This is a genomic window from Pseudochelatococcus lubricantis, from assembly GCF_042432495.1.
GTDB classification, from domain to species: domain Bacteria; phylum Pseudomonadota; class Alphaproteobacteria; order Rhizobiales; family Beijerinckiaceae; genus Pseudochelatococcus; species Pseudochelatococcus lubricantis.
In genome coordinates this window covers 79,681-101,669 of sequence record NZ_JBHLXC010000015.1, presented here as the reverse complement: position 1 = coordinate 101,669, position 21,989 = coordinate 79,681, and the positions used below count along the sequence as shown (strand labels likewise).

General features: G+C 64.4%; 17 protein-coding genes and 1 pseudogene. 9 read left to right on the top strand and 9 right to left on the bottom strand.

Annotation, left to right across the window (positions count from 1 at the left end; all coding sequences use genetic code 11):
• Positions 1 to 23 precede the first annotated feature (23 nt).
• Positions 24 to 3,446: an HAD-IC family P-type ATPase gene (locus ACFFJ7_RS18465; RefSeq protein WP_377594338.1), complete on the top strand. Its 3,423-nt coding sequence runs from the start codon at positions 24 to 26 to the stop codon at positions 3,444 to 3,446.
• Positions 3,447 to 3,545: 99 nt separating this feature from the next.
• Here the strand turns inward: ACFFJ7_RS18465 and ACFFJ7_RS18460 are convergent, their stop codons facing one another.
• Entirely contained in the window at positions 3,546 to 4,121 is a 576-nt protein-coding gene (locus ACFFJ7_RS18460; RefSeq protein WP_377594337.1) for a hypothetical protein, read from the bottom strand.
• Positions 4,122 to 4,651: 530 nt separating this feature from the next.
• Here ACFFJ7_RS18460 and ACFFJ7_RS18455 point away from each other — a divergent pair.
• From ACFFJ7_RS18455 to ACFFJ7_RS18430, 6 genes and pseudogenes are all read left to right on the top strand, one after another.
• Entirely contained in the window at positions 4,652 to 5,302 is a 651-nt protein-coding gene (locus ACFFJ7_RS18455) for an ABC transporter ATP-binding protein (protein WP_377594335.1), read from the top strand.
• Positions 5,299 to 6,099, top strand: a complete 801-nt coding sequence (locus ACFFJ7_RS18450) for an ABC transporter permease (RefSeq protein WP_377594334.1) — start codon at positions 5,299 to 5,301, stop codon at positions 6,097 to 6,099. Before ACFFJ7_RS18455 ends, ACFFJ7_RS18450 begins: the two co-directional genes overlap by 4 nt.
• Before the next feature lie 91 nt (positions 6,100 to 6,190).
• Entirely contained in the window at positions 6,191 to 7,072 is an 882-nt protein-coding gene (locus tag ACFFJ7_RS18445; protein WP_377594332.1) for a phosphatase PAP2 family protein, read from the top strand.
• 30 nt (positions 7,073 to 7,102) lie between these two features.
• Positions 7,103 to 8,005 (top strand): diacylglycerol/lipid kinase family protein, encoded by a 903-nt coding sequence (locus tag ACFFJ7_RS18440; protein WP_377594330.1) that lies wholly within the window; start codon positions 7,103 to 7,105, stop codon positions 8,003 to 8,005.
• Between the two features lie 24 nt (positions 8,006 to 8,029).
• Positions 8,030 to 8,173, top strand: a pseudogene (locus tag ACFFJ7_RS18435) (GMC oxidoreductase); the annotation flags it as partial.
• Positions 8,149 to 8,355 carry a hypothetical protein gene (locus tag ACFFJ7_RS18430; protein WP_377594328.1) on the top strand — a complete coding sequence of 69 codons (207 nt, stop codon included), beginning with the start codon at positions 8,149 to 8,151 and terminating at the stop codon, positions 8,353 to 8,355. The pseudogene ACFFJ7_RS18435 and the gene ACFFJ7_RS18430, both read left to right, overlap by 25 nt.
• A gap of 8 nt (positions 8,356 to 8,363) precedes the next feature.
• Here ACFFJ7_RS18430 and aldA read toward each other — a convergent pair whose 3' ends face one another.
• The 8 genes from aldA to ACFFJ7_RS18390 all read right to left on the bottom strand — a co-directional run bounded on the left by aldA (position 8,364) and on the right by ACFFJ7_RS18390 (position 17,884).
• Positions 8,364 to 9,848, bottom strand: coding sequence for an aldehyde dehydrogenase (gene aldA, locus ACFFJ7_RS18425; RefSeq protein ID WP_377594325.1), 1,485 nt, complete (start codon positions 9,846 to 9,848; stop codon positions 8,364 to 8,366).
• Between the two features lie 109 nt (positions 9,849 to 9,957).
• The gene (locus ACFFJ7_RS18420) at positions 9,958 to 10,386 is read right to left on the bottom strand and encodes a Rid family hydrolase (protein ID WP_377594323.1); all 429 of its coding nucleotides are present in this window, start codon (positions 10,384 to 10,386) and stop codon (positions 9,958 to 9,960) included.
• A gap of 71 nt (positions 10,387 to 10,457) precedes the next feature.
• Positions 10,458 to 11,162 carry an SDR family NAD(P)-dependent oxidoreductase gene (locus tag ACFFJ7_RS18415; RefSeq protein WP_377594321.1) on the bottom strand — a complete coding sequence of 235 codons (705 nt, stop codon included), beginning with the start codon at positions 11,160 to 11,162 and terminating at the stop codon, positions 10,458 to 10,460.
• 15 nt (positions 11,163 to 11,177) lie between these two features.
• The gene (locus tag ACFFJ7_RS18410; RefSeq protein ID WP_377594318.1) at positions 11,178 to 12,491 is read right to left on the bottom strand and encodes an NAD(P)/FAD-dependent oxidoreductase; all 1,314 of its coding nucleotides are present in this window, start codon (positions 12,489 to 12,491) and stop codon (positions 11,178 to 11,180) included.
• A gap of 2 nt (positions 12,492 to 12,493) precedes the next feature.
• Positions 12,494 to 14,380 (bottom strand): ABC transporter ATP-binding protein, encoded by a 1,887-nt coding sequence (locus tag ACFFJ7_RS18405; RefSeq protein ID WP_377594315.1) that lies wholly within the window; start codon positions 14,378 to 14,380, stop codon positions 12,494 to 12,496.
• A gap of 13 nt (positions 14,381 to 14,393) precedes the next feature.
• Positions 14,394 to 15,209, bottom strand: coding sequence for an ABC transporter permease (locus ACFFJ7_RS18400; RefSeq protein ID WP_166955701.1), 816 nt, complete (start codon positions 15,207 to 15,209; stop codon positions 14,394 to 14,396).
• A complete protein-coding gene (locus ACFFJ7_RS18395; RefSeq protein ID WP_377594312.1) occupies positions 15,206 to 16,153 on the bottom strand; it encodes an ABC transporter permease in 948 nt (315 codons plus the stop codon). The genes ACFFJ7_RS18400 and ACFFJ7_RS18395 overlap by 4 nt, the downstream gene beginning before the upstream one ends.
• Positions 16,154 to 16,351: 198 nt before the next feature.
• Positions 16,352 to 17,884: an ABC transporter substrate-binding protein gene (locus ACFFJ7_RS18390; protein WP_377594310.1), complete on the bottom strand. Its 1,533-nt coding sequence runs from the start codon at positions 17,882 to 17,884 to the stop codon at positions 16,352 to 16,354.
• A 407-nt stretch (positions 17,885 to 18,291) separates the two neighbouring features.
• Here ACFFJ7_RS18390 and ACFFJ7_RS18385 point away from each other — a divergent pair, with 407 nt between their 5' ends.
• Together ACFFJ7_RS18385 and ACFFJ7_RS18380 are read left to right on the top strand one after the other, a co-directional pair.
• The gene (locus ACFFJ7_RS18385) at positions 18,292 to 20,343 is read left to right on the top strand and encodes a hydantoinase/oxoprolinase family protein (RefSeq protein ID WP_377594309.1); all 2,052 of its coding nucleotides are present in this window, start codon (positions 18,292 to 18,294) and stop codon (positions 20,341 to 20,343) included.
• Positions 20,343 to 21,971, top strand: a complete 1,629-nt coding sequence (locus ACFFJ7_RS18380; RefSeq protein ID WP_377594307.1) for a hydantoinase B/oxoprolinase family protein — start codon at positions 20,343 to 20,345, stop codon at positions 21,969 to 21,971. The genes ACFFJ7_RS18385 and ACFFJ7_RS18380 overlap by 1 nt, the downstream gene beginning before the upstream one ends.
• The last annotated feature ends 18 nt before the right edge of the window (positions 21,972 to 21,989 follow it).

The following is a 21,989-nucleotide window of genomic DNA, read 5'->3' as shown; positions in this document are numbered from 1 at the left end:
TTCCGACAGCACGGACATAGACATTGAATCCAGCAAATCAAAATCCGTCGATCCTGTCACAGATCGAAAAATGGTTCTTCGTGGAAATTGAAGAACCCTATAGCACTATCGAAACAAATCTGATTTTGATTTGTGTCGCGGTTATCCTTTTCATTATTGTTGCAGTTTTTAATTGGATGGCGACGCATCAGGATCGGGTTCGGCGTTTCGCGGTCGGGCTTCGGCAGCGTTCGCGCGTCCGGCAGGCCGAGCGGAATCTGCGGGCGGGCCTCGCGTTTCTGTTGCGCCGTTTCGATGTCGCTGGTGCTTATGGATTGTCCTTTTCCATCACGCTCAGCGCCTTGTTCCTTGGCATCTGGTTCTTCGGCAATGTCCTTGAGCACCTGTTGTCATATGATCAGGTAGCTTTTTTCGACATGCCTGTCGCCGGCTTCATTGCCGGTCATCGGATCCCTTGGCTGACAAGCCTGATGCAGGCGGCAGTCCTGCCGGCAACGGTCATCGGCATGGTGATCGCGGCGCTCGGCATGGTCGTTTTCCTGCGCCGTCGCCGCGGCAGTCCGCGTGTGCAATTCTTCCTGCTTGCGGTTCTGGCGGGCGCGGCGATGTTGGATATGGTCGCCGAGCGGTTGACCGGCATGCCGCCGCCGCCGGAGTCGGCAATGGCTGTTCCGGCGGTCCTGAACAACCTGCTTCTCGGCCACACCCTGGTCTGCGTCTTCTACGGCGCTGTCGCGTACCTGATTACCCGGACGCAGAGTGCCTGGGAAGACAAGGTGCTGGTATGGTCGGCCGCCGGCCTCGTCGCGGTTCTGACCGGTGTCGCGCGCGTCTACCTCGGTGCCGACTGGCCAACCGAGATCATCAGTCGCTGGGCGCTGGCGCTCACGTGGCTTTCGGCCGCGCTCGTCGTCGCGGCAATCATCGAGCAGTCCGTAGCTGACAGGGACGCGCCGGAAAAAGTACTCGATCTCGACGGCCAGGGTGCCGATGCGCTTCCGACGCCGCCTTCCGTCGTGGATCTGGGCCGGCCCGAGGTTTCGATCAACGGGCTCAGCCGGTCTGCCGTAGCGGAGCGGCAGAAGAGAGGGGAAGTGAACATCTTGATCGAACGGTCGAGCCGCTCCATCAAGGACATCCTTACCGCCAATGTCTTTACCCGTCTGAATGCTCTGCTCGTGGGCCTTTTCATACTGATACTTCTCGTTGGCGGCACGCAGGACGCGGTTTTCGGGCTGGTCGTTGTCGCCAATACGGTAATCGGCGTGGTTCAGGAACTGCGCGCCAAGAGCACGCTCGACCGACTGAGCGTTCTGGTGGCGCCTCGCGCCCGTGTCGTCAGGGATGGCGAAGTTCACGAACTGCCAACGGATCAGATCGTCATCGACGATGTGGTCGAGTGCCGCCCGGGCGATCAAATCCCCGTCGACGGCATCCTGCTGGCCGCCGAGGATCTGGAGGTCAATGAATCGCTGCTCACCGGCGAGGCGGACCCGATTGCCAGGGCTCGCGGCGAACTGGTGCTGTCCGGCAGTTTCGTTGTCAGCGGAAGCGGGCGGTTGCAGGCGGTTCAGATCGGCGAAGCGTCGTATGCGCGCCGCCTTGCCCGGGTCGCCCGCAAGTTTTCGCTGTCGCAATCGCAGCTCCGTGACGGCGTCAACGACATCCTGCGCTACTCCATCTGGGCTCTCGTTCCGACAACGGTTGTGCTTTACGCAAGCCAGTTGCTCTATGGTCCCGCTGGCGCGCAGGGCGCGGCTGTAAGTTCCGTGGCGGTGATCGTTGGCATGATCCCGGAGGGCCTCGTGCTGCTGATGAGCACCATCATGGCCGTAGCCATCGTTCGGCTCAGCGGCCAGGGAGCTTTGATCCAGGAACTCGCCGCCGTGGAGTTGCTGGCGCGCGTCGATGTGATTTGCGCGGATAAAACCGGCACACTTACGGAGGGACAGTCGACGCTGGAGGAGATCGTTCCCGCAGGATCGGTGACGGACGGCGCCGCGTCCGCGCTTCCCGAGGAGGTAAGGGATGTTCTGGGCGTCTTCGCACACGACGACGCGAGCCCGACAGCAAGCTCGCTTGCCTTGCGCGAGGCGTGCGCACGTCCCGATGCCGCGACCTGGTCCGTGGTGGGATCGGTGCCATTTTCATCTTCTCGCAAATGGAGCGCTTTCGCGTTCGCCCATCAGGGAACATGGATTCTCGGGGCGCCCGAGGTGGTTCTCGCTGGCCTGGAAGGCGCCGGTGCGCTTCTGGCACGTGTCCAGGCGCTCGCCGGGAGCGGCAAGCGGGTGTTGGCGCTCGTTTCCAGCAGCGAGCCCATCGCGCTGGCCGGCAAAACGCATACCTTGCCGAGCATCCGGCAGCCGCGAGCATTGATCGTTCTCGGCGAGAAGATTCGCACCGATGTCGCGCGGACGGTGCGCTATTTCGAGGAGCAGTGCGTTTCAGTGAAGATCGTTTCAGGCGATCACCCGGAAACGATCCGCGCCATAGCATCGCAGGTGGGCCTGCATCCCGGACAACAGGCTTTCGATGCAAGAAAGCTGCCGGACGATCCTGCCGCCTTCAGCGAGATCGTGGAGGGCTGCGACCTCTTCGGGCGCGTGACGCCGCTGCAGAAGCGGCGGATGGTGGAATGCCTGCGCGCTGACGGCCACGTCGTCGCGATGATCGGAGACGGGATCAATGACGTTCTCGCGATCAAGGAGGCCGATTTCGGGATCGCGCTCGGCTCCGGCACCGCGGCCAGCCGAGCCGTGGCTCAGCTGACACTGCTCAGGGACGATTTCGCCGCGCTGCCCGCCGTGATCGCGGAGGGAAGGCGGGTAATAGGGAACGTCGAGCGCACGGCCAATCTGTTCATCACCAAGACCGCCTACGTCTTCGCGATGGCCCTTGCGATCGGTATCGCGCAGGCGCCATTCCCGTTTTTGCCGCGGCATTTGACGCTGATCAGCTTCATCACGATCGGCATTCCGGGGATATTCCTGTCCTTCGCGAACGGCGGTTCGTTGGTTCGGCCGGGATTTGTTGGCCGCGTCTTGCGTTTTTCGCTGCCGGCCGGGGCGATCGCCGCTGCCGCGACGCTTCTGGCCTACACGGCCGCGCGGGCGCTTGCGCCAGACTATGCCGGTTTGGCGCAAACCGCGGCGACGATAGCCCTCGCAGGCAATGGCCTCGTTGTCCTGTGGCTGCTCGCCCGGCCGGAACACCTCCGGCATAGGCTCTTCATGGCTGTGTTGCCTTCAATCTTGTTGCTTGTGCTTGCATTCCGGCCTCTGCGCGATTTCTTCGCGCTGCAGTTGCCGAACCTGCCGGTATGGCTCACCATCATCGCTATCAATATCGTCGCCGGGTGGATACTTCTGAAAACCCGACGCTTCAGCGCCGCAAAATCTGGTCCGGCTCGTCCGCATCGTCCAGAGCGTGCCCCTGACGAATGACTGGTGTCCTCATGGGCGAAACCTCGCGCGTGAGCAACAAAACCGGAGCACGCGACGAGGCGGAACCGTCAGGCATCGCGGTTATGCATACCGCTTTATTCATCGGCCTAACAATTTGCGCGTCCGCTTGGACAGCCATGCCGCGTCAGTATCCATTCTGAGGTGAAGACCGAGATGTTCAAGCCAGAGTTCGATCTGCGTAGCAGTGGAGTGTCCGATACCCGGCTCCTCTAACAGTTCCGCCATCGTGTAGGCTGCGGCGATCTTTGGAAGAGCGCGGGCACGCGCCTCATCCGTGCTCCCGCCGAGCGCGGAGTGTCGCCCTCGGAGAAGAGTCTTGATGGCACGGTTGGTCAGCTTCGTCCGCTCGTCCGCGACCTCCTCGACGCGGTTGACGCTGAGGATTTCCTTCGACGGCTTCGGGCAAAAGGCGCGGACGTCGCGCGGGGAAATACCAAGAGTGTGTGCAATCGCCGAGATGGAATAGCCAGCGTCGTGCAGTTTGATGACCTGCTTGCGCAAATTGATCAACATACGGCGACGGACCAGGCGTACCCGGTGCGACACGGCGAAGGCAGCTTGCTCCTGCTTGGCAGATTCAGCGGTCGAACGTATGCCGTCTTCCTGATCGCTGGTCGAGCCGGATGATGTATCCCGGCGGCGTGCAACAACCATCAGGCGGCACCGCGATCATTCGCGGCGCCGCTTTGCCGGAGATGGTGGGGATGAGGCGGAAACTCGCGGCAACGAGTGCCAGTGAACGCTGCCGACACAGGTGCTTGCCTGGCAGGCACCGTTCCGACGAGGGTTTGCCCCAGCCTCATATGATCCCTTCTCCGGCTTGCTTTCAACGTTATGGCGCATCTGTGCGTAGTCGGGAGAACAGCATCACGGGCGAATGTAGCAGTAAAGCAGGCTGCGTTGAGCTAACGGGAAATGTTCCGCAGTTTGTATATGTCTACCTTTTCCGTCATCTACGTGAGAATACTGTGGCATCGGGGGGAAGTTTTCGCCGACCGTGGCTCTGGCCGGGCACAGACAGGCAAGCACATAGCCAACACACCATGGCGATTTGCATTCCATGAAAACTGTTCGTCTTTACCAGCAAGCTCTCCTTATCGGGGACGTCATCTACCGCTTGTGTCGTCCGAGGCCATCTGGTAGCGTTCACTGCATTTCAGACGCTTGATAAGAAAATGCTACATGTGGTGGACCGAAAAGTCGCGAATTCGCCGGTAGATATCGCTGCGGCGGAATCTCTGGTCGTCGAGAATCTGTCGCGCGGCAACGACCATCCCGCGTTCAGCCTGACCGTTGTGGCAGGGAGTTGCGTTGCAATCTCCGGTCCATCGGGCAGCGGCAAGAGCACGCTGCTCAGGTTGATAGCGGACCTCGATCCCGGGACGGGAACGGCCCGCATCGGCGATCTGAAAAGAGAAACAATACCGGCAAACCAATGGCGGCGGCTTGTGACCTATGTCGCCGCCGATTCCGGATGGTGGACGTCCCCTGTTTCTGCCCACATGTCGGATCCCGATGCCGCGCGGCGCCTGCTGGTCGAACTCGGCATGTCGGAAACCCTGATGAAAGCCACACCGGAGAATATTTCGAGCGGCGAGCGTCAGCGGCTGGCGCTCGTGCGGGCACTCGTCCAGCGACCGCGTTTCCTGCTCCTTGACGAGCCAACGTCGGCGCTCGATCCGGAATCCACGCTCAAGGTCGAAAAGCTGCTGATGCGCGTGAAGCGGGAAGGCACGGGATTGCTCGTCGTTTCCCACGATCCGGCGCAGATCGCGCGCATCGCGGATCGCCGTTATATGCTCTCGCATGCAGGACTGGCCGAGGTTACCCCGTGACGCCGATCAACCTCTCCGTCATAGACCTGCTGCTCGCCGCCTTGAGTCTGGTGATCGCCTCGGGGCTCTCGATTCTCCTGACGCTGAACATCCATCGTTCGCTGGTGATCGCTGCCCTGCGGATGGTTGCCCAACTGCTCCTCGTGGGGCTGATGCTGCGTTATGTCTTCACGATTTCATCGCCGGCGGTGACGCTTCTCGTTCTTGCCGCGATGATCGTCGCAGCGACTTATGAAGTCTACTCGCGGCAGCAATTCCGCTTTGGCGGCTGGAAGCGTTTCGGGCTTGGCGGCCTGCCGATCACCATCGCAACCGTATTCGTCACCGGCCTTGCGCTCACGACAGCGCTGCGGGAGGCGGCCTGGCTCGATCCACAGCACACGATCCCGCTTCTGGGCATTATACTCGGCAATGTCATGAATGGCACGAGCCTTGCCCTGAACGCGATGCTGACATCCGTGCAGCGGGAGAAACGTGCCATCGAGGCGCGTCTGTCACTGGGCGATGATCGCTATCTGGCTCTTGGAGAGATCCGCGTTTCGGCCACGCGCAATGGCCTGATTCCGGTCATCAATCAGATGGCCGGCGCCGGCATCATCGTGCTGCCCGGTATCATGACGGGTCAGATTCTGGCGGGCATGGACCCGCTGGATGCCGCCAGATACCAGATCCTGCTCATGCTTCTTCTGGCCGGCGCGGGCACCATCGGCGTCATTGCCGCCACCCAGCTCTGCGTCGTCGCGATCACAGACGAGCGGCACCGGCTGCGCCTCGACCGTCTGACCGCGAGAAACTAGAGCATGTCATCATGACGGACTTCCCCCATTCCTCATCGATATCCCTGGCAAGCATTCGATGCCCACACACGTTTCTGCTTCGGGGCCGGCCATGATCGTTCTGACAATCATCCTCGCCTTGATTGCCATCGTGGTTCTTCGCGCACTGACACGCAAGGCCGCATTTTTCATCGCAGGCATGACGCCTGACGTGGCACCCGCTCTGGCCGGCTCGCAAGCATTGACGAGGCTGCGGTCGCTTCTCTCACGATTTGCCGGACGTTATCCGGCGCTCTTCGCATTGATTGCGCGGCGCGTCGATCCCCATCGGCCGACAGGACTGCCTTTGACCCTGATGCTGCTTGCCGCGCTTTATCTCTTCGCGCTGTTCAGCGGGTTGGCGGAGGACGTTCTTGAGGCGCAGGGGACCATCCGCAGCGACAACATGATCAATGCCGCGCTGAATCCGTGGCGGGTTGAGCCGCTCGTTTCCATTTTTCTCTGGATCACCAACCTTGGCAGCACCCCGGCCGTCGTCGCGACGGTTATCATCGCGACTGGCTTTCTCTGGCCGCAAAGAAGCACTTACATCATCGTCTCCCTTTGGGTGTCGTGTCTCGGCGCCGTGTCCACGACGACGATTGGCAAGCTTCTCATCGGACGCCACCGCCCCGAGATGATGCTGGACGTGAACGCGACCGGCTGGTCGTTTCCAAGCGGGCACGCAACGGCGGCGATGGCCGTCTATGGCTTCATCGCCTATGCCATTGCCCGCGCCATGCCGGATTTCCGCGAAAGGTTCGAGGTTGTCTATTGCACAGCCGTTCTGATCGTGCTGATTGGCTTTAGCCGGATGTTTCTCGGCGTCCACTATCTAACTGATGTAGTGGGGGGATTTTTGGTCGGTGGTTTCTGGCTGCTGATCGGCTTCGGCATCACCGAAGGGAACAAACGTCAATTGCCGTCGAAACCGTCGGCCGGCAAGCACGACTAACCCTCCGATAACAACACCGTCTGGAATGCATTGCGCACGCGATTCTGCATCATCCACAACCCCAACGCCGGGTCGGAGACACGCCGCCTCTACGACGCCGTCTTGTCCCGCCTCAGGCGCTCTGGCAGCCACATCGAGGTCATCGAGACGGCGCGTCACGGCGAAGGCATGACAGCGGCGGAAGCAGCGGCGAAAAGCGGGCGCTTTCATGCGATCGTGGCAGCCGGAGGCGACGGCACTGTGCACGATGTGGCCGAGGGTATTCTGGGCCAGAGCACACCGCTAGGCATCATTCCCGTCGGCACGGCCAACGTCTTTTCCCGCGAAATCGGTCTGCCGCGCTCTCCGGAGGCGTTGGCCAGCACACTCCTTGAAGGTTCCGAATGGACGATCCCGGTTGGAGAAGTCAACGGGCGGCCATTTCTCTTCGTCGTGGGCGTCGGGTTCGATGCCGAGGCCGTGCGGCAGTTCGAATCGAAAGGCACGCGCAGCCTTGGGCGGACGGGACTGGTGGGGCCGGTGCTGCGTGCGCTTGCGTCCCATCGCGACAGGCTGCTGCGGATGGAAACCGACCGCGGGGTGACTGAGGCGCGCTGGATCATCGTTACCAGAACGAAGCGCTATGCGGCGAACCTGATGCTGGCGCCCGAGGCCGATCTTGGTGAAGCGCAATTCCAAGTATTGTGCATGAAAGGCAGCGGCCCACTGATGCGGCTAGCCCAACTCTCCACGCTTGCTATCGGCCGCCTGCGTTTTGGTCCGGGCGTTACTCTGGAAACCGCTGCCTGGGTAAAGATTTGCGGAGAACGGGACGTGCCCGTTCAAATCGACGGCGAAATACTTGGAGAACTACCCCTGGATATCAGGACCCACTCCAGAAAGATCACACTTATTCTGCCGCATGTACCTTCGGGATGCAAAGGATCGGATTGAGCCCTGCAGGCGCTTCTTGCCTGCTTTCGTCGATTGGGGCGCCTGCGGGTCGCTGACGCCTCGATCATGCCGAAGCTCACTTCGGGCAACGCCAATTCGCCCACGATCATGATCGCGGAGCAGTCCGCCGACGGGATGGCGGAATGGAATCTGTCCTGTTTACGTTGAAACAGGACAGATTCCAGGTTCCTTATTTTGAGCGAATTTTGATTGGAACGCGCTCTGAAGTGTTTCTGTATTTGACAGAAACACTTCAGCATTTTCCAGCGGCAGAAAGAGCTTTGCTTTTTCAACGCTCAAACGCCGCGCGGGCTCAAGAGTTTTTCAGCCTTTTGCTTCAATCAAAATGATAAAAATTCTAGTGTCCCTGGATATAGACCACGTGCGTCTCGGTGAACTCGTAAAGGCCGTGTTTGCCGTCGGCGCCACCGATGCCGGACTTGCGGCGTCCCGCGTGGAAGCCTTGCATGGCCTCGAAATTCTCCCGGTTGATGTAGGTCTCGCCGAACTTCAGCTCCCTGCTCGCCCGAAGCGCGGAGTTGATGTTGCTCGTGTAAATGGACGAGGTGAGGCCGTACTCGGAGTCGTTCGCCAGGGCGATCGCCTCGTCGAGGCTGTCGACGGCCTGAATGGGCAGCACGGGGCCGAAGGTTTCGCGCCGCATGATGTCCATGTCGGCGCGGGCGCCGATGATGAGCGTAGGCTCATAGTGGAAGCCGGTGGGCCTGTCGGCAACCTTGCCGCCGGTGACGACCGTCGCGCCGTCGCTGCGTGCCTGCTCCACCGCGCGGCTGACCTTGTCGAGGCCCGCCCGGTTGATCAGCGGTCCCATATGGAGATCTTCCTCCAAGGACGGGTCGCCATAGCGGGTGGCGTCGAAAAGCACCCTGAGCTTTTCCACCAGCGCGTCATGAACCGGGCGCTCGACATACACGCGCTCGGCGCAATTGCAGACCTGTCCCGTGTTGATGACGCGGGAATCGTAGATGGCCTTCGCGGCGAGATCGAGGTCCGCATCGGCGAGCACGATGGCCGGCGCTTTGCCGCCCAGCTCCAGATTGACGCGGGTCAGGTTCTTGCCCGCGGCCTGCATGATGTGCGAGCCGGTGCCCACGCTGCCGGTGAAAGTGACGAGATCGATGCCCGGATGCGTGACCAGTGCCTCGCCCGATGTCGCTCCCTGTCCGCCGATGAGGTTGAAGACGCCGCGCGGCAGATCGGTTTCAGCCACGAGTTCCGCGAACACGAAGGCGTTGATCGGCGTTTCCTCGCTCGGCTTGATGACGATGGTATTGCCCGTCACGAGGGCTGGCGCGAGCTTGCGGGCGATAAGGAAGAAGGGGAAATTCCAGGGCAGGATGCCGGCCACCGTGCCGATGGGCTTGCGGAGCAGGAAGATGGTCTCGTTCGGTCGGTCGCTGGTCAGCACCTCTCCCTCAAGGCGCCGGGCCCATTCGGCCATGTAGTCGATGTAGTCGGCCGTGAAGTCGACCTCGACCTGCGCGAGACCCCTGACCTTGCCCTGTTCCTTCACGATGACGTCGGCGAGTTCCAGCCGGTGCTCGCGGATTTTGCTCGAAATCTGCCGCAGATAGCCGGCGCGCTGGATCGCGGGCAGCTTCTCCCACGCGGGCTGGGCCTTGCGGGCGGCAGTCACGGCGGCGTCCACGACGTCCGGGCTGCTCTCGGGGATGCGGCCGAGCAGGGCGCCCGTGGCAGGATTGGTGACTTCGATAAGGCCTGAAGCGCCGTCGACGAACGCGCCGTCGACGTAGTTGCGATAGTCCACGGGCGTGCCGGAGAAGTTAGCGGCGTGCGGACGCAGGGGGCGGGGTGACGTCATGCTGGTTTCCTCCTTTGAGCGGGAACGGCTCAGGACATGGCCCTTGTCCGTCTCCCGGTTTGTCTTGCGCTGTTTCAGGCGCGCGGATGTCCGCGCGCCTCTCTCGCCGTCAGAGCGTGACCTTCAGACGCTGCTGGGGGGCGGCTCCCGCGCCGCGATACGCGGTGATGTCGATTTCCACCTTGAAGTCCGCGAGCGACAGCGGCGCGCAGGTGAGCACGTTGGCAGGGTCGATGCCCCGGAACGCTTCCGCCACGACGGGCAGCACGACGGGAATGTCCTCACGCGAGGGAATGATGATGTTGGCGCGCACCACGTCCGCGAGGCTGGAGCCGACGGCTTCGAGCGCGCCCTTGATGTTGGCAATGCACTGCCGGGCCTGTTCGGCCGGGTCGGACGACAGCTCGCGCGTCTGGTAGTTGCGGCCCGCGGTCAGGGAGCCGAAGATCCAGTTATCCACCACCACGAGGCGGGAATAGCTGTCGCGGGTCTCCATGGGGCTGCCGGAATTGAGCTTGATGATCTGCGGGGTCGTCATGAAAACATCCTTTCAGCTTGTGGCTTGCAAACTTTGCTTGGGGAACCCTTCAGGGAACCTTTCCGGTGAACTCAGAAACACTCCTCCACCGTCCAGTGGACCGGTATCTCGGCGATGCTTGCCGTCGGCGGCAGTTCCAGCACGACCTGCACGATCCGCGCGAGATCTTCGGGCTGGGTGAGATGGCTCGCGTCCTGCTGCGTCAGCGCGCTGCTCATATCGGTGGCAACGAAGCTCGGGCAGATGGCCGTGGTGCGCACGCGATTGTCGCGCCCGCTCTGGCGCAGCGCATGCGCAAACCCCATCAGCGCGAACTTCGACATGCCGTAGAGGCCGGACTTCTCCGACTTGATGCGCTTGCCGGACAGCGAGGCGATGAGCACGATCCGCCCGGGCTCGTCGCGGGCCAGATGGGGCCAGGCGAGCGCCGTCAGGCGCATGGGCGAACGGACATTGACGGCGAAGATGCGGTCGAACTCCGCGTCAGTCGCCTCCAGCACCGGCGTCGGCAGCATGATGCCCGCGTTATGCACCAGGCCGTCCAGGCGGCCGAAACGCTCCAGCGTCTGCGAGACCCAGGCTGCTTCCGTGGCGGGCTCCTCGGCGTCGAAACGGCTGACGAGGACGGCTTCGCCAGAGACCGGGCAGCGGTCCGGGTTGCGCAATCCCAGGCTCACCGCCCAGCCGGCGTCAGCCAGGCGTTGCGCAATGGCCGCGCCGATGCCGCGTGATGCGCCGCTGATCATCGCCACACGGCGTGTGACATTCTCCGTCATGGCCCGTCTCCCGGATTACTTGAGCTTGGGGCGCATCCGCGCGATGCTGAAAGGCTTGGGGTCGACGATGGGCGTCGTCCCCATCACGAGGTCGGCCGCGAGCTGCCCGGCTGCGGGGGCAATGCCGAAACCGTGGCCGGAGAAGCCCGAGGCGATATAGAAGCCGGGCAGGGTGCCGATGGCGCTGATGACCGGCACGGCGTCCGGCGTCACATCGATCACGCCGCCCCATTCCTGCACAACGCGCCCACGGGCGAAGGCCGGATAGGCGCGGGAGAGGTTCGCGAGCGCCGTGCGGGTGAAGGCGTGGTTGGGCGGGGGATCGAGGGTGCGCACCTCCTCGAAGATGGTGCGCGCGTCGTTGGACCAGCTGCGCTTGACGGCCAGCTCCCTGAAGAAGCTCGCCCCGAACCGCAGCTTCAGCTCGCGCCAGGTCTGCAGGAGCGACGGCAGGTATTCGAAGGCGAGCCGGAAATTGTCCGGCAGGATCGGGGCGATGTTGGCGTTGCGCAGCGCCACCGTGTAGTCGCCGTCGAGCCGCTTCCGGTAGGCGAAGTTGCCGGCGCCGACCGGCATCTCCGCGATGCCCTCCACTCCCGTCACGCGCGCGACGGTGCCGATGACCTTGAGCTGCGGGAAGTCGATGCCGAGGTTGCCCGCGAACAGGCGCGACCAGGCGCCGCCCGCCAGCACGGCGGCGCCGCAGCGCACCGTGCCGCGCTCCGTGACGACGGCGGAGAGCCGCCCGGCGGCCGTCTCGATGCCACGCACCGCGCAATCGGTGAGGATTCGCGCGCCCTTGCGTCGCGCCGCTTCGGCGATGGCGGGAGCGGCGATCCACGGCTCGGCCCTGCCGTCGGTGGGCGTATGCAGGCCGGCGAGCAGGCCCCCGGCGGAGCCGGGCAGCAGTTCCGTCACCTCTTGAGCTGACAGCATGCGCGACTCCATGCCGTATTGCTTGCCCTTCTCGTGCCATCCGCCCCAGTTGGCGAGGTCGGCCTTGTTGTAGCACAGATAGGTGATGCCGGTGCGGCGAAAGCCGGTCTCGGCGCCGATGCGCTCGTTGAGCTGACCCCAGAGCCGCAGGCTTGCCATCGTCAGCGGCAACTCGGCCACGTCGCGGCCCATCTGCCGCACCCAGCCCCAGTTGCGCCCCGATTGCTCGCCCGCGATCTGTCCCTTCTCGAACACGGCCACGGATACGCCGCGCTCCGCCAGGGTGAGCGCGGTCATGACGCCGATGATGCCGCCCCCGATGACTGCGACATCGACTTTTTCAGGCAAGGAGGGATCGCCCTCGAACGGTGCGACGGGGATGGACAGTGCCATGATCAACCTCGGGACTCATCGGCCCACTCCGGGCCGGGAACCTGGACGAAATGCCCAGGATTGATTTCCTTGTATTCGCGTACCGGCGGCACGTAGTCGCGCGGCCGGATAGGGCTCGCCAGCTCCCGGGCGGCGGTGGCGCGCCGGCTGTAGCGCCGCGCCGGATCGGGGATGGGCACGGCGTCGAGCAGGCGGCGCGTGTAGGGGTGGCCCGGATTGCCGAACACGTCGGCGCGGGAGCCGGTCTCCACCACCTCGCCGAGATACATGACGGCGACGCGGTGGCTGATGCGCTCTACCACTGCCATGTCGTGCGAGATGAACACGAGGCCGAGCTTCAGCTCCTCCTGCAGCTCCAGGAGCAGGTTGACGACCTGCGCCTTCACCGATACGTCGAGCGCGGACACCGCCTCGTCGGCCACGATCATGCCGGGCTTGAGGGCGAGGGCGCGCGCGATGCAGATGCGCTGGCGCTGACCGCCCGAGAACTCATGCGGGTAACGCCGCGCGACGTCCGGCGACAGGCCGACGCGCCGCAGCAGGTTCGCGACGATCTCCTCCTGCTCGCGCCCGCCCGCAAGTCCGTGCACCTGGATGGGTTCCGCCACCGCCTTGCCCACGGTGAGGCGCGGATTGAGGCTGGCGAACGGATCCTGGAACACCATCTGGACATGCCGGCTGATATAGCGCTGCGAGCGGCCGGCGATGTTCTCGCCGTTCAGCGCGATCCTGCCGGCAACGGGCTTCTGCAGGCCCGCGATCAGGCGTCCGGTCGTGGACTTGCCGCATCCCGATTCACCCACGATCGCAAGGGTCTCCCCCCGCGCCAGCTGAAGGGAGACGTTCTCCACCGCGTGCACCCGCGCCGCGGCCCGGCGCAGCAGGGACTTGCCGACGTTGAAGCGCGCGACGAGGTTCCGCGCGTCGAGCAGGAGCGGGGCGTCCAGCTGGCGGGTGTCGGGGAAGTCCCGCACCGTGGCATCCGCCTCGCCGGTGGTGCTGTCGTAGATCGCGAAGGGCTGCGGCAACGGCGACCCCTGTATGGAACCGAGCGCGGGCACCGCGGACAGCAGCGCCCGCGTATAAGGCTGGGCAGGCCGCGCGAAGATGTCCTCCGTCGCGCCGGTCTCGATCTGGTCGCCGCGATACATCACCAGGGTGCGGTCCGCGATCTCCGCGACGACGCCCATGTCGTGCGTGACGAACAGCACGCCCATGCCGGACTCGTCCTGCAGTTCCTTGATCAGCGCGAGCACCTGGGCCTGGATCGTGACATCGAGCGCCGTCGTGGGCTCATCCGCGATCAGGAGCCTGGGCTTGCAAGCCAGAGCGATGGCGATCATCACCCGCTGGCGCATGCCGCCCGAGAACTGATAGGGATAATCGTCGTACCGGCGGCGGGCATCCGGAATGCGCACCCGGTCCATCAGCTTCAGCGCCTCCGCCTTGGCGGCCGCGCGGTTGAGTTCGCGGTGGAACCGGATCGACTCGGCGATCTGTTCGCCGATGGACAGCACCGGGTTGAGCGACGTCATCGGCTCCTGGAAGATCATTGCCATCTCGCTGCCGCGGATGCGCACCATGTCGGCCGCCGAAAGCCCCAGCAGCTCGCGGCCGGACAGCTTGATGGAGCCCTCGACGCGACTGATGCCCTGCGGCAGCAGCTGCATGATCGACAGCGAGGTCACGCTTTTGCCGGAGCCGGACTCGCCGACGATGGCCAGCGTTTCGCCGGCGTCGATGCGGAAATTCATGTCCCGTACCACGGCGTTCCACGTCGTTCCGCGGCGAAGCGACACGTTCAGCCCCTCGACAGCCAGTACCGGGGATTGCGGAGAGCCGGAAGCGGACCGGTTTTTCGGCGTCGGGGTTTCGGAAGTATATGTCATTGATGCCCCCGGTTCAGTTGCTGCCGCTGGCGCTGCGCGGGTCGAAGTGGTCGCGCAGCCTGTCGCAGAAGGCGTTGAGCACGAGAATGAGCAGCGTCAGCAACAGGCAGGGCCACACCAGAAGCATGGGCGCCTGTGCGAGCGTCGCGCGTCCCGCGCCGATCATCAGACCGAGTGACGGGGCGGGCGGCAGCACGCCGAGCCCCAGGAACGACAGGCCGGATTCGAGCACAACCGTCATTGCCATCACGAAGCTGAACTGGACGATCAGCGGGCCCACGATGTTGGGCAGGATGGTGTGCAGCATGATCCGCCCTGCGCCCATCCCCATGCCGCGCGCGGCCTCGACGTATTCATGCGAGCGCACCGTCAGCACGCTGGCATGGGCCACGCGGGTGAAGGAGGGCACGAAGACGAGCCCCAGCACGGGGATGAGGGTGACCGGCCCGGGGCCGTAGAGCGTGACGGCCAGCATCGCCAGCAGCAGCGGCGGAAAGCACAGGATGACGTCCATGCCGCGCATGGTGAAGATTTCCGTCAGGCCGCGCACATAGCCGCCGATCACCCCCAGCGCGGTGCCGACGACGCTGGCCAGGAAGGCGGAACTCGCGGCGATGAAAACGGCGCTGCGCAGCGCCCAGACGAGGCGCGACATCAGGTCCCGGCCGTATTCGTCCCGGCCGAGCGGGTGGGCGAACGACGGACCGGCGAAGCGCTCGGCGACGCTGACCGCGACGGGATCGTGCAGCGGCAGCACCGGCGCCAGCAGGCAGAGCAGAACGAGAAGGGCGAGCAGCACCGCCGGCGTGTTGCGAAAAGCTGAAATCATTTGCGCACCCTCGGGTCCACGATGCCGTAGAGGATGTCCACGATCAGATTGAGGAGGATGAACAGCGCGGAGACCACGAGAATGACGCCCGTCACCATCGGATAGTCGCGCGCGTTCACCGCTCCGACCAGCATTCCCGAAAGGCCGGGCCAGTTGAAGACGTATTCCACGAGGACCGTGCCGCCCAGCAGGCCGCCGAGTTGCAGCGCGAAAATCGTGATCACCGGCATCAGCGCGTTGCGCAGCACGTGGCGGCGCACGACATGCCCCTCCGGCAGGCCCTTGGCGCGGGCGGTGCGCACGAAATCGAGCGGCAGCACATCCTTCATCGAGGCGCGGGTGATGCGGAAAACCACGGCGGAAAGCCCGATGGCGATGGCGGATGCCGGCATCAGCAGGAAGCGCAGGTGAGCGGCCGGATCGCGCTCGAAGGCGACGTAGCCGCCCGCCGGCATCCATCCCAGCAGCTGCGAGAATATGAGGATCATCAGCGTGCCCACGACGAACACCGGCACGCCCTGCGCGAAACCGCTGGCATAGGAGCCGGCGCGGTCGAACAGCCCGCCGGGATGCAACGCCGCGTAGATGCCCGCGGGAATGCCGATCAGCAGGCTGAGCACGGCCGCGGCGGCGATCAGCTCCAGCGTGCGCGGCAGGCGCCGGCCGATACCCTGGGCGATCGAGCTGTCGTCCACGATGGAGCGGCCCAGGTCGAACCGCGCGATACCGGCGATCTTGTCAGCGTATTGAACGTATACCGGCCGATCCAGCCCCAGATCCTTGCGGATCATCTCGACAGTGGCCCTGTCGGGCGTGCCGCCGTCCTGGGAGAGCAGAAGCTCCACCGGATCACCCGGCACCATGTGGATCGACAGAAAAACCAGCGTCGTCACGACCCAGAGCAGCACAAGGCTGAGCAGGAAACGGTGCAGGAACCATGCCATCGATTTTGAACCTCGCTAGAGCATCCTCGCTGTTCCGCGAAAGCGCGCGGACGGCTCTATTTATTGTCCCGCCGCTGCCTCGGAGGGAGTAGGCGGCGTCCGCCCCGGGGAGGACGCGAGCAATGCATCCCGCGCGGCGGCTTCTTGTGGGAGGAGGCGGACGGCGGCGTATCCCGCACCGGATACGCCGCCGGGGCATCAGGACAGCGTCAGCCTGTCGAACAGGTTTGCGGAGAACGGAGAGAGCTGGTCGGGCAGCAGTTCGAGACCGCCGACCTTGTCGCTGCGCGCGAAGCCGGTGGCACGGTACGAGACGCCGCAGAAGCTGGCGTGTTCACACGCGAGCCGATCCGCCGCCGCGTAGATGGCGACGCGCTTCGCCTCGTCGAATTCCGAACGTCCGCGCGCCAGCAGGGCCGACAGGCCGGGCACCACGAAGCCGCGGCTGTAATTGTAATGGGCCGCGCGCGTAGGGTCCACGAGGGAACTCGTCGCGTCGGGATCGAGGCTGTCCATGCCGATGCCCTGGACCGCGAAGTCGCCTTGCCCGCGCATGCCCATCGTCACGCGCGTCGCCCAGTCGGGCAGGATCAGGTCGACGGTGATGCCGATCTCCGCGAGCTGGCTCTGTACGAGGACCGCGATATCCCGATGCATCGTGTACTGGGAGGTCGAGAGAAGCGAGACCTTCAGGCCGCTCTCGCGGCCCGCTTCCTTCAGCAGCGCCTTCGCCTTGTCCGGATCATAGGTCCAGAAGTTCGCCAGTTCCTTGTTGAAGAAGGGCGAGACCGACGGCCTCGGAACGCCCGCGAGCGGCGCGCCGTGGCCGAAGAACACCGCCTGTACGAATTCCTCGCGCCGCAGGGCGAAGGACACCGCCTGCCGCAGCTTCGGGTCGCCGAAGGCGCCCGAGCCGTTGAAGCTCAGGTACATGAACGCACCGGCGGCCTGCGTGTCAAGCTTGAGGCCGGGCGTGGCCGCGATGTCGTTCATCGCGTTCCAGGGCACGTAGTCGATGAGGTCCACGTCGCCCGCCCGCAGGGCCGCCACGCGCAGGTTCTCGTCGGCGTAAGGCGTGATGTGGATTTCCTTGAGCGTCGGCAGCCCGTTCCTGAAGTAGTGCTCGGACGCCGTGAGCAGAATCTCGACTCCCTTTTCCGCCGAGGTGAGCACGTAGGGGCCGGCGCCGATACCCTGGTCCTGCTCGCTGGTGGAGCCTGCGGCGACGATGCCGAGGAACGGGTAGGCCATGAGGGCGGGAATCGTCGCCGAAGGCTCCTTGGTCGCCACCTTGAAAACGCGGTCGTCGACGATCTCGATGCTGTCGATCTGCAGGGCCTGCTCACGCATGTGGGCACCAGATCCCTCCGCAGCGATCTTCTCCAGCGTCCACTTCACATCCGCCGAGGTCACGGGCTGGCCGTTATTGAACTTCGCGTCATCGAGCGTGAAGCGCCAGACGAGGTCGCTCTCCCGCTCCCAGCTCTTCGCAAGCTCGCCGACCAATACGCCGTTGGTGTCGTAAGCCAGCAGGCCGCGGTTCAGCAGGGCCGACACGAGATGTCCGGCATAGCCTACATTGACCCACGCACGGAAATGGGCGGGATAGGTCGACAGACCGATACGCAATCTCTTGCCGGCGCCCTGGGCGAGCAGCCGGCCGGACGACATGGGCGCCATGGCGGCGGCAGCCATGAGCGATTGCAGAAGTGTACGGCGATTCAGCATCATCGGATTCCCCTGTGGTGTTGTGTTTGAACCTGATCTTCCTACACGCGTTTTACGCCGCGCTGACGCCACGGAAATTCCGTGCGGGGCACAGCCCTTCCTTCGGGACCGAGGTCCCGCGCATCACGCCGAAAAGAGTAAGTACGATTTTGCGAAGCGTCAAATCAATTCTGATTATCTGTTTTCATTTTTAATTAAATTCCAAATATAGGAATATATGACATCTCCCTGTGCCTCAAAAAACGGCAGAAGGAGACTTTTTCATCCCATATATTCCGATAAAAGGAATTAAAAAAAGTTTTTAATATGATTATCGGAACTAAATTGACAACTCCTGTCTCTTCGACTTAGCTGGTGACCAGTTCGGGAAGGGTCCCGGGAAGGGTCCCGATCAGTGAAGGAGCTGTTTCATGGCATGGCGCATCGGTGTTGATTCCGGAGGAACGTTCACCGACGTCTGCGTGTTCAACGACGCGACGGGCGAGGTAGTGATCTGGAAAGTGTCCTCGACACCTGACGATCCGTCGCGCGGAATCACACAGGGCGTCGAGGAGGGGTTGCAGCGCGTCGAGGGCGCGGCCGCCGACGTTTCGTTCCTCGGTCACGGCACGACCGTCGCAACCAACGCGCTCATTCAGGGCAGGGGCGTGCGAACCGGCCTGATCACGACGGAGGGTTTCCGCGACCTGCTGGAGATCGGCCGCCAGAAGCGGCCGGACCTCTACGACCTGCAGGCCGACAAGCCCGAAACGCTGGTGACGCGCGACCTGCGCATCGGCGTGTCCGAGCGTGTCCTCGCCGACGGACGGGTGGAGACCGCGCTGGACGAGGCGGCCTTCCGCGCCGCCGTCGCCCGCCTCAAGGACGAAGGCGTGCGCTCGGTCGCCGTCTGCTTCCTGTATTCCTTCCTCAACGCGGCTCATGAGGAAGCGGCGGCGCGCATCCTGGCGGAGGAGTTCCCGGAGGCTTTTGCCGCCGTCTCGCACCGCATCGCTCCCGAGTTCCGTGAGTTCGAACGGCTTTCCACCACGGTCGTGAACGCCTATCTCGGCCCGGTGATGCATGTTTACGTGCAGGCTCTCAAGCGCAAGATCGCCGGTCTGGGCATCGCCGTCGCGCCGCAGCTGACGCAATCGAACGGCGGCGTGATCGGCTTCGACACGGCGGCGGAGCTGCCCGTGCGCACGGTGCTCTCCGGCCCCTCCACGGGTGTCGTGGCAGCCCAGGCGCTCGGGCGCATGACCGGCATCAACAACCTGATCACCTTCGACATGGGCGGCACGTCCTCCGACGTGGCGCTGCTCACCGATGGCCGCTGCCGGGTGGTGAACGAGGCCGTGGTGCACGGTTACCCGCTGAAGACGCCCATGCTGGACATCCACACCGTGGGTGCGGGCGGCGGCTCCATCGCCTATGTCGACAGCGGCGGCCATCTGAAGGTCGGCCCTCGTAGCGCCGGCGCCAATCCGGGCCCGGCCTGCTACGGCCTCGGCAATGAAGAGCCGACGGTGACGGACGCCAACGTGCTGTTGCAGACGCAAAACCCCGAATATCTGCTCAACGGCCGCATGAAGATCGACCAGTCGCTGTCGCGTGCCGCTGTCGCGCGGCTTGCGGACAAGCTCGGCATGGGCGTGCTGGAGACGGCGAGCGGCATTCTCGACATCGTGACCGCCAACATGGCCAAGGCCATCCGCGTCATCTCGGTGCAGCGCGGCTACGACCCGCGCGACTACGCCCTCGTCGCCTTCGGCGGCGCCGGCCCGGTGCATGCCGCGCGCCTGGCGCGCGAACTCGGCATGAAGCGCATCCTCATTCCCCGCACGCCGGGCGTGTTGTGCGCGCTGGGTCTGCTGATGACTGATCTGCGCACCGATTTCTCGGCCACGCAGATGATCCGCCACGACGACGCTACCCCCGCATCGGTGGGGGAGACCTATGCCGCGCTGGCCGCCCAGGCCGACGCCTGGTTTGCCCAGGAAGGAATCGCGCCCGAAGCGCGTCGCATCGAGCGCAGCGTGGACGTGCGTTACGCCGGCCAGAACTATGAGATCCCTGTCACGCTTCCCGAGGGGCCGGTGGTGCAGGCCAGCCTCGATGCACTGCATCAGGGCTTCCTCGACGCCCACCGCCAGCTGTACGGCTTCATCGCCGAGAATGAGCCGGTCCAGTTCGTCACCTTCCGCCTTTCCGCGATCGGGCTCGTCGACAAGGCCACGTTCCCGCCGCAGGAGGACGCAGGCCCGGACGCCGGCGCAGCCGTCACCGGCAAGCGGGATGTCTGGATGGTGGAAGCCGGCGGCTTCATCCCCGCCACGCTCTACAACCGCGACCTGCTGCGCCCCGGCAACCGGATCGAGGGCCCGGCCATCATCGACCAGATGGACACCACGACCGTCCTGCCCCCGGGGCTCGTCGCCACCGTCGATCCTTATCTGAACCTCATTCTGGAGTCCCGGTAATGCAACAGTCCTTGCCGCACGCCGAGGCCGCCCCTGCAAGCCGCCTCAACCCGATCACCATCGAGGTGATCGGTTCGGCCTTCGCCTCGATCGTGGAAGAAATGGGCGAGGCACTGGTGCGTGCCAGCTACTCGACCAACATCAAGGAACGGCGCGATTGTTCGACCGCGCTGTTCGACGCGCATGGTCTGATGCTGTGCCAGGCCGAACACATCCCCATGCATCTCGGCAGCTTCATTGACTTCATTCCCCACGTGCTGAAGCATTACGGGCTGGAGAACATCGCGCCGGGCGATATCTTCATGGGCAACGACGCCTATGAGGGCGGCGGCACCCACCTGCCGGATATCGTGGTGGCGGAGCCCATCTTCGCGGAGGGCAGGCTGGTCGCCTGGGCCATCAACACCGCCCATCATTCCGACTTCGCCGACCGCGGACACGCGCACATCTATCAGGAGGGCCTGCGCATTCCGCCGGTCCGCCTCTACAACAAGGGCGTGCTGCAGGAGGACGTGCAGCGCCTGTTCCTGCTGAACTGCCAGGTGCCGGCGGAGCGCATCTCGGACCTGCGGGCGCAGACGGCGGCCAACCGCCTCGGTGTCACCCGCATGACCGAACTGTGCGCGAAGTACGGCACCGACACCGTGCTGGCGGCGGGCGCCGAGCTGATGGACTACGCCGAGCGCAAGATGCGCGCCGGCATCAGCGCGATTCCCGACGGCACCTACCGCTTCAGCGATACTTTCGACAGCGAATCGCTGGCCACCCCGCTGGCGTTTTCCGTGACGATCGAGGTCAAGGGCGATGAGGTCCATCTCGACTTCGTCAGCCCGCCGCAGGTGCGCGCCGGCCTCAACGTCGTGTACACGGCGCTGCTCGCCACCGTATACTACGCGGTCAAGACGGTGGTCGACCCCACCGTTCTGCCGAATGCCGGGCTGGCGCGGCCCATCCACGTCACGGCCGAGGAAGGCACAATCCTGCGTTGTGCGCATCCGGCGGCGGTCGATGGCCGCATCACCGCCTGCCAGCGCGTCGTCGACCTGATCCACGGCGCGTTCGCGCAGGTCGTTCCCAACCGGGTGACGGCAGCGGCAAACGGCTCGGTCGCGGTCGCGAGCTTCGACGGGCGCCGCCCGGACAAAGCGCTCTGGGTCTACCTGGAGACGATCGGCGGTGGCAACGGCGCGCGTTTCAACAAGGATGGCCTCGACGGCGTTCATGTCCACATGACGAACACCTCGAACCTGCCTGTCGAGGCGATGGAGACCGAGTACCCGATTACTCTCATGCGCTACGAGCTGGTGGACGGCTCCGGCGGCGAGGGCACCTTCGTCGGCGGTCTCGGCCTGCGGCGCGTCTACAGGGCCGAGGCGGAGTGCCGTGTCCAGGTGATGGGCTCGCGCCTCGTGTCGCGCCCGTGGGGGCTCGACGGCGGCGGTGCCGGCGCTTCCGGCTACTTCACGCTCAACGGCGACCGCGACGCCTTCGAGAATGGCTCGGCGGATCTGAAGCCCGGCGACCTGCTCGAAATCGTCACGCCGGGGGCGGGTGGATACGGCCCGGCCAGCCGGCGGAATCCGGAAGCGCATCAGCGCGACGTCCGCGAGGGCCGCTTCTCCGCGTAGCGCCGGCGTCTTCCCGGT

Coding starts and splice junctions, on each gene's coding strand:
- ACFFJ7_RS18405 (WP_377594315.1), bottom strand. CDS start 14,380: ATGACATATACTTCCGAAACCCCGACGCCGAAAAACCGGTCCGCTTCC.
- aldA (WP_377594325.1), bottom strand. CDS start 9,848: ATGACGTCACCCCGCCCCCTGCGTCCGCACGCCGCTAACTTCTCCGGC.
- ACFFJ7_RS18390 (WP_377594310.1), bottom strand. CDS start 17,884: ATGATGCTGAATCGCCGTACACTTCTGCAATCGCTCATGGCTGCCGCC.
- ACFFJ7_RS18385 (WP_377594309.1), top strand. CDS start 18,292: ATGGCATGGCGCATCGGTGTTGATTCCGGAGGAACGTTCACCGACGTC.
- ACFFJ7_RS18400 (WP_166955701.1), bottom strand. CDS start 15,209: ATGATTTCAGCTTTTCGCAACACGCCGGCGGTGCTGCTCGCCCTTCTC.
- ACFFJ7_RS18395 (WP_377594312.1), bottom strand. CDS start 16,153: ATGGCATGGTTCCTGCACCGTTTCCTGCTCAGCCTTGTGCTGCTCTGG.
- ACFFJ7_RS18445 (WP_377594332.1), top strand. CDS start 6,191: ATGATCGTTCTGACAATCATCCTCGCCTTGATTGCCATCGTGGTTCTT.
- ACFFJ7_RS18415 (WP_377594321.1), bottom strand. CDS start 11,162: ATGACGGAGAATGTCACACGCCGTGTGGCGATGATCAGCGGCGCATCA.
- ACFFJ7_RS18430 (WP_377594328.1), top strand. CDS start 8,149: ATGGAATCTGTCCTGTTTACGTTGAAACAGGACAGATTCCAGGTTCCT.
- ACFFJ7_RS18420 (WP_377594323.1), bottom strand. CDS start 10,386: ATGACGACCCCGCAGATCATCAAGCTCAATTCCGGCAGCCCCATGGAG.
- ACFFJ7_RS18410 (WP_377594318.1), bottom strand. CDS start 12,491: ATGGCACTGTCCATCCCCGTCGCACCGTTCGAGGGCGATCCCTCCTTG.
- ACFFJ7_RS18380 (WP_377594307.1), top strand. CDS start 20,343: ATGCAACAGTCCTTGCCGCACGCCGAGGCCGCCCCTGCAAGCCGCCTC.
- ACFFJ7_RS18460 (WP_377594337.1), bottom strand. CDS start 4,121: ATGGTTGTTGCACGCCGCCGGGATACATCATCCGGCTCGACCAGCGAT.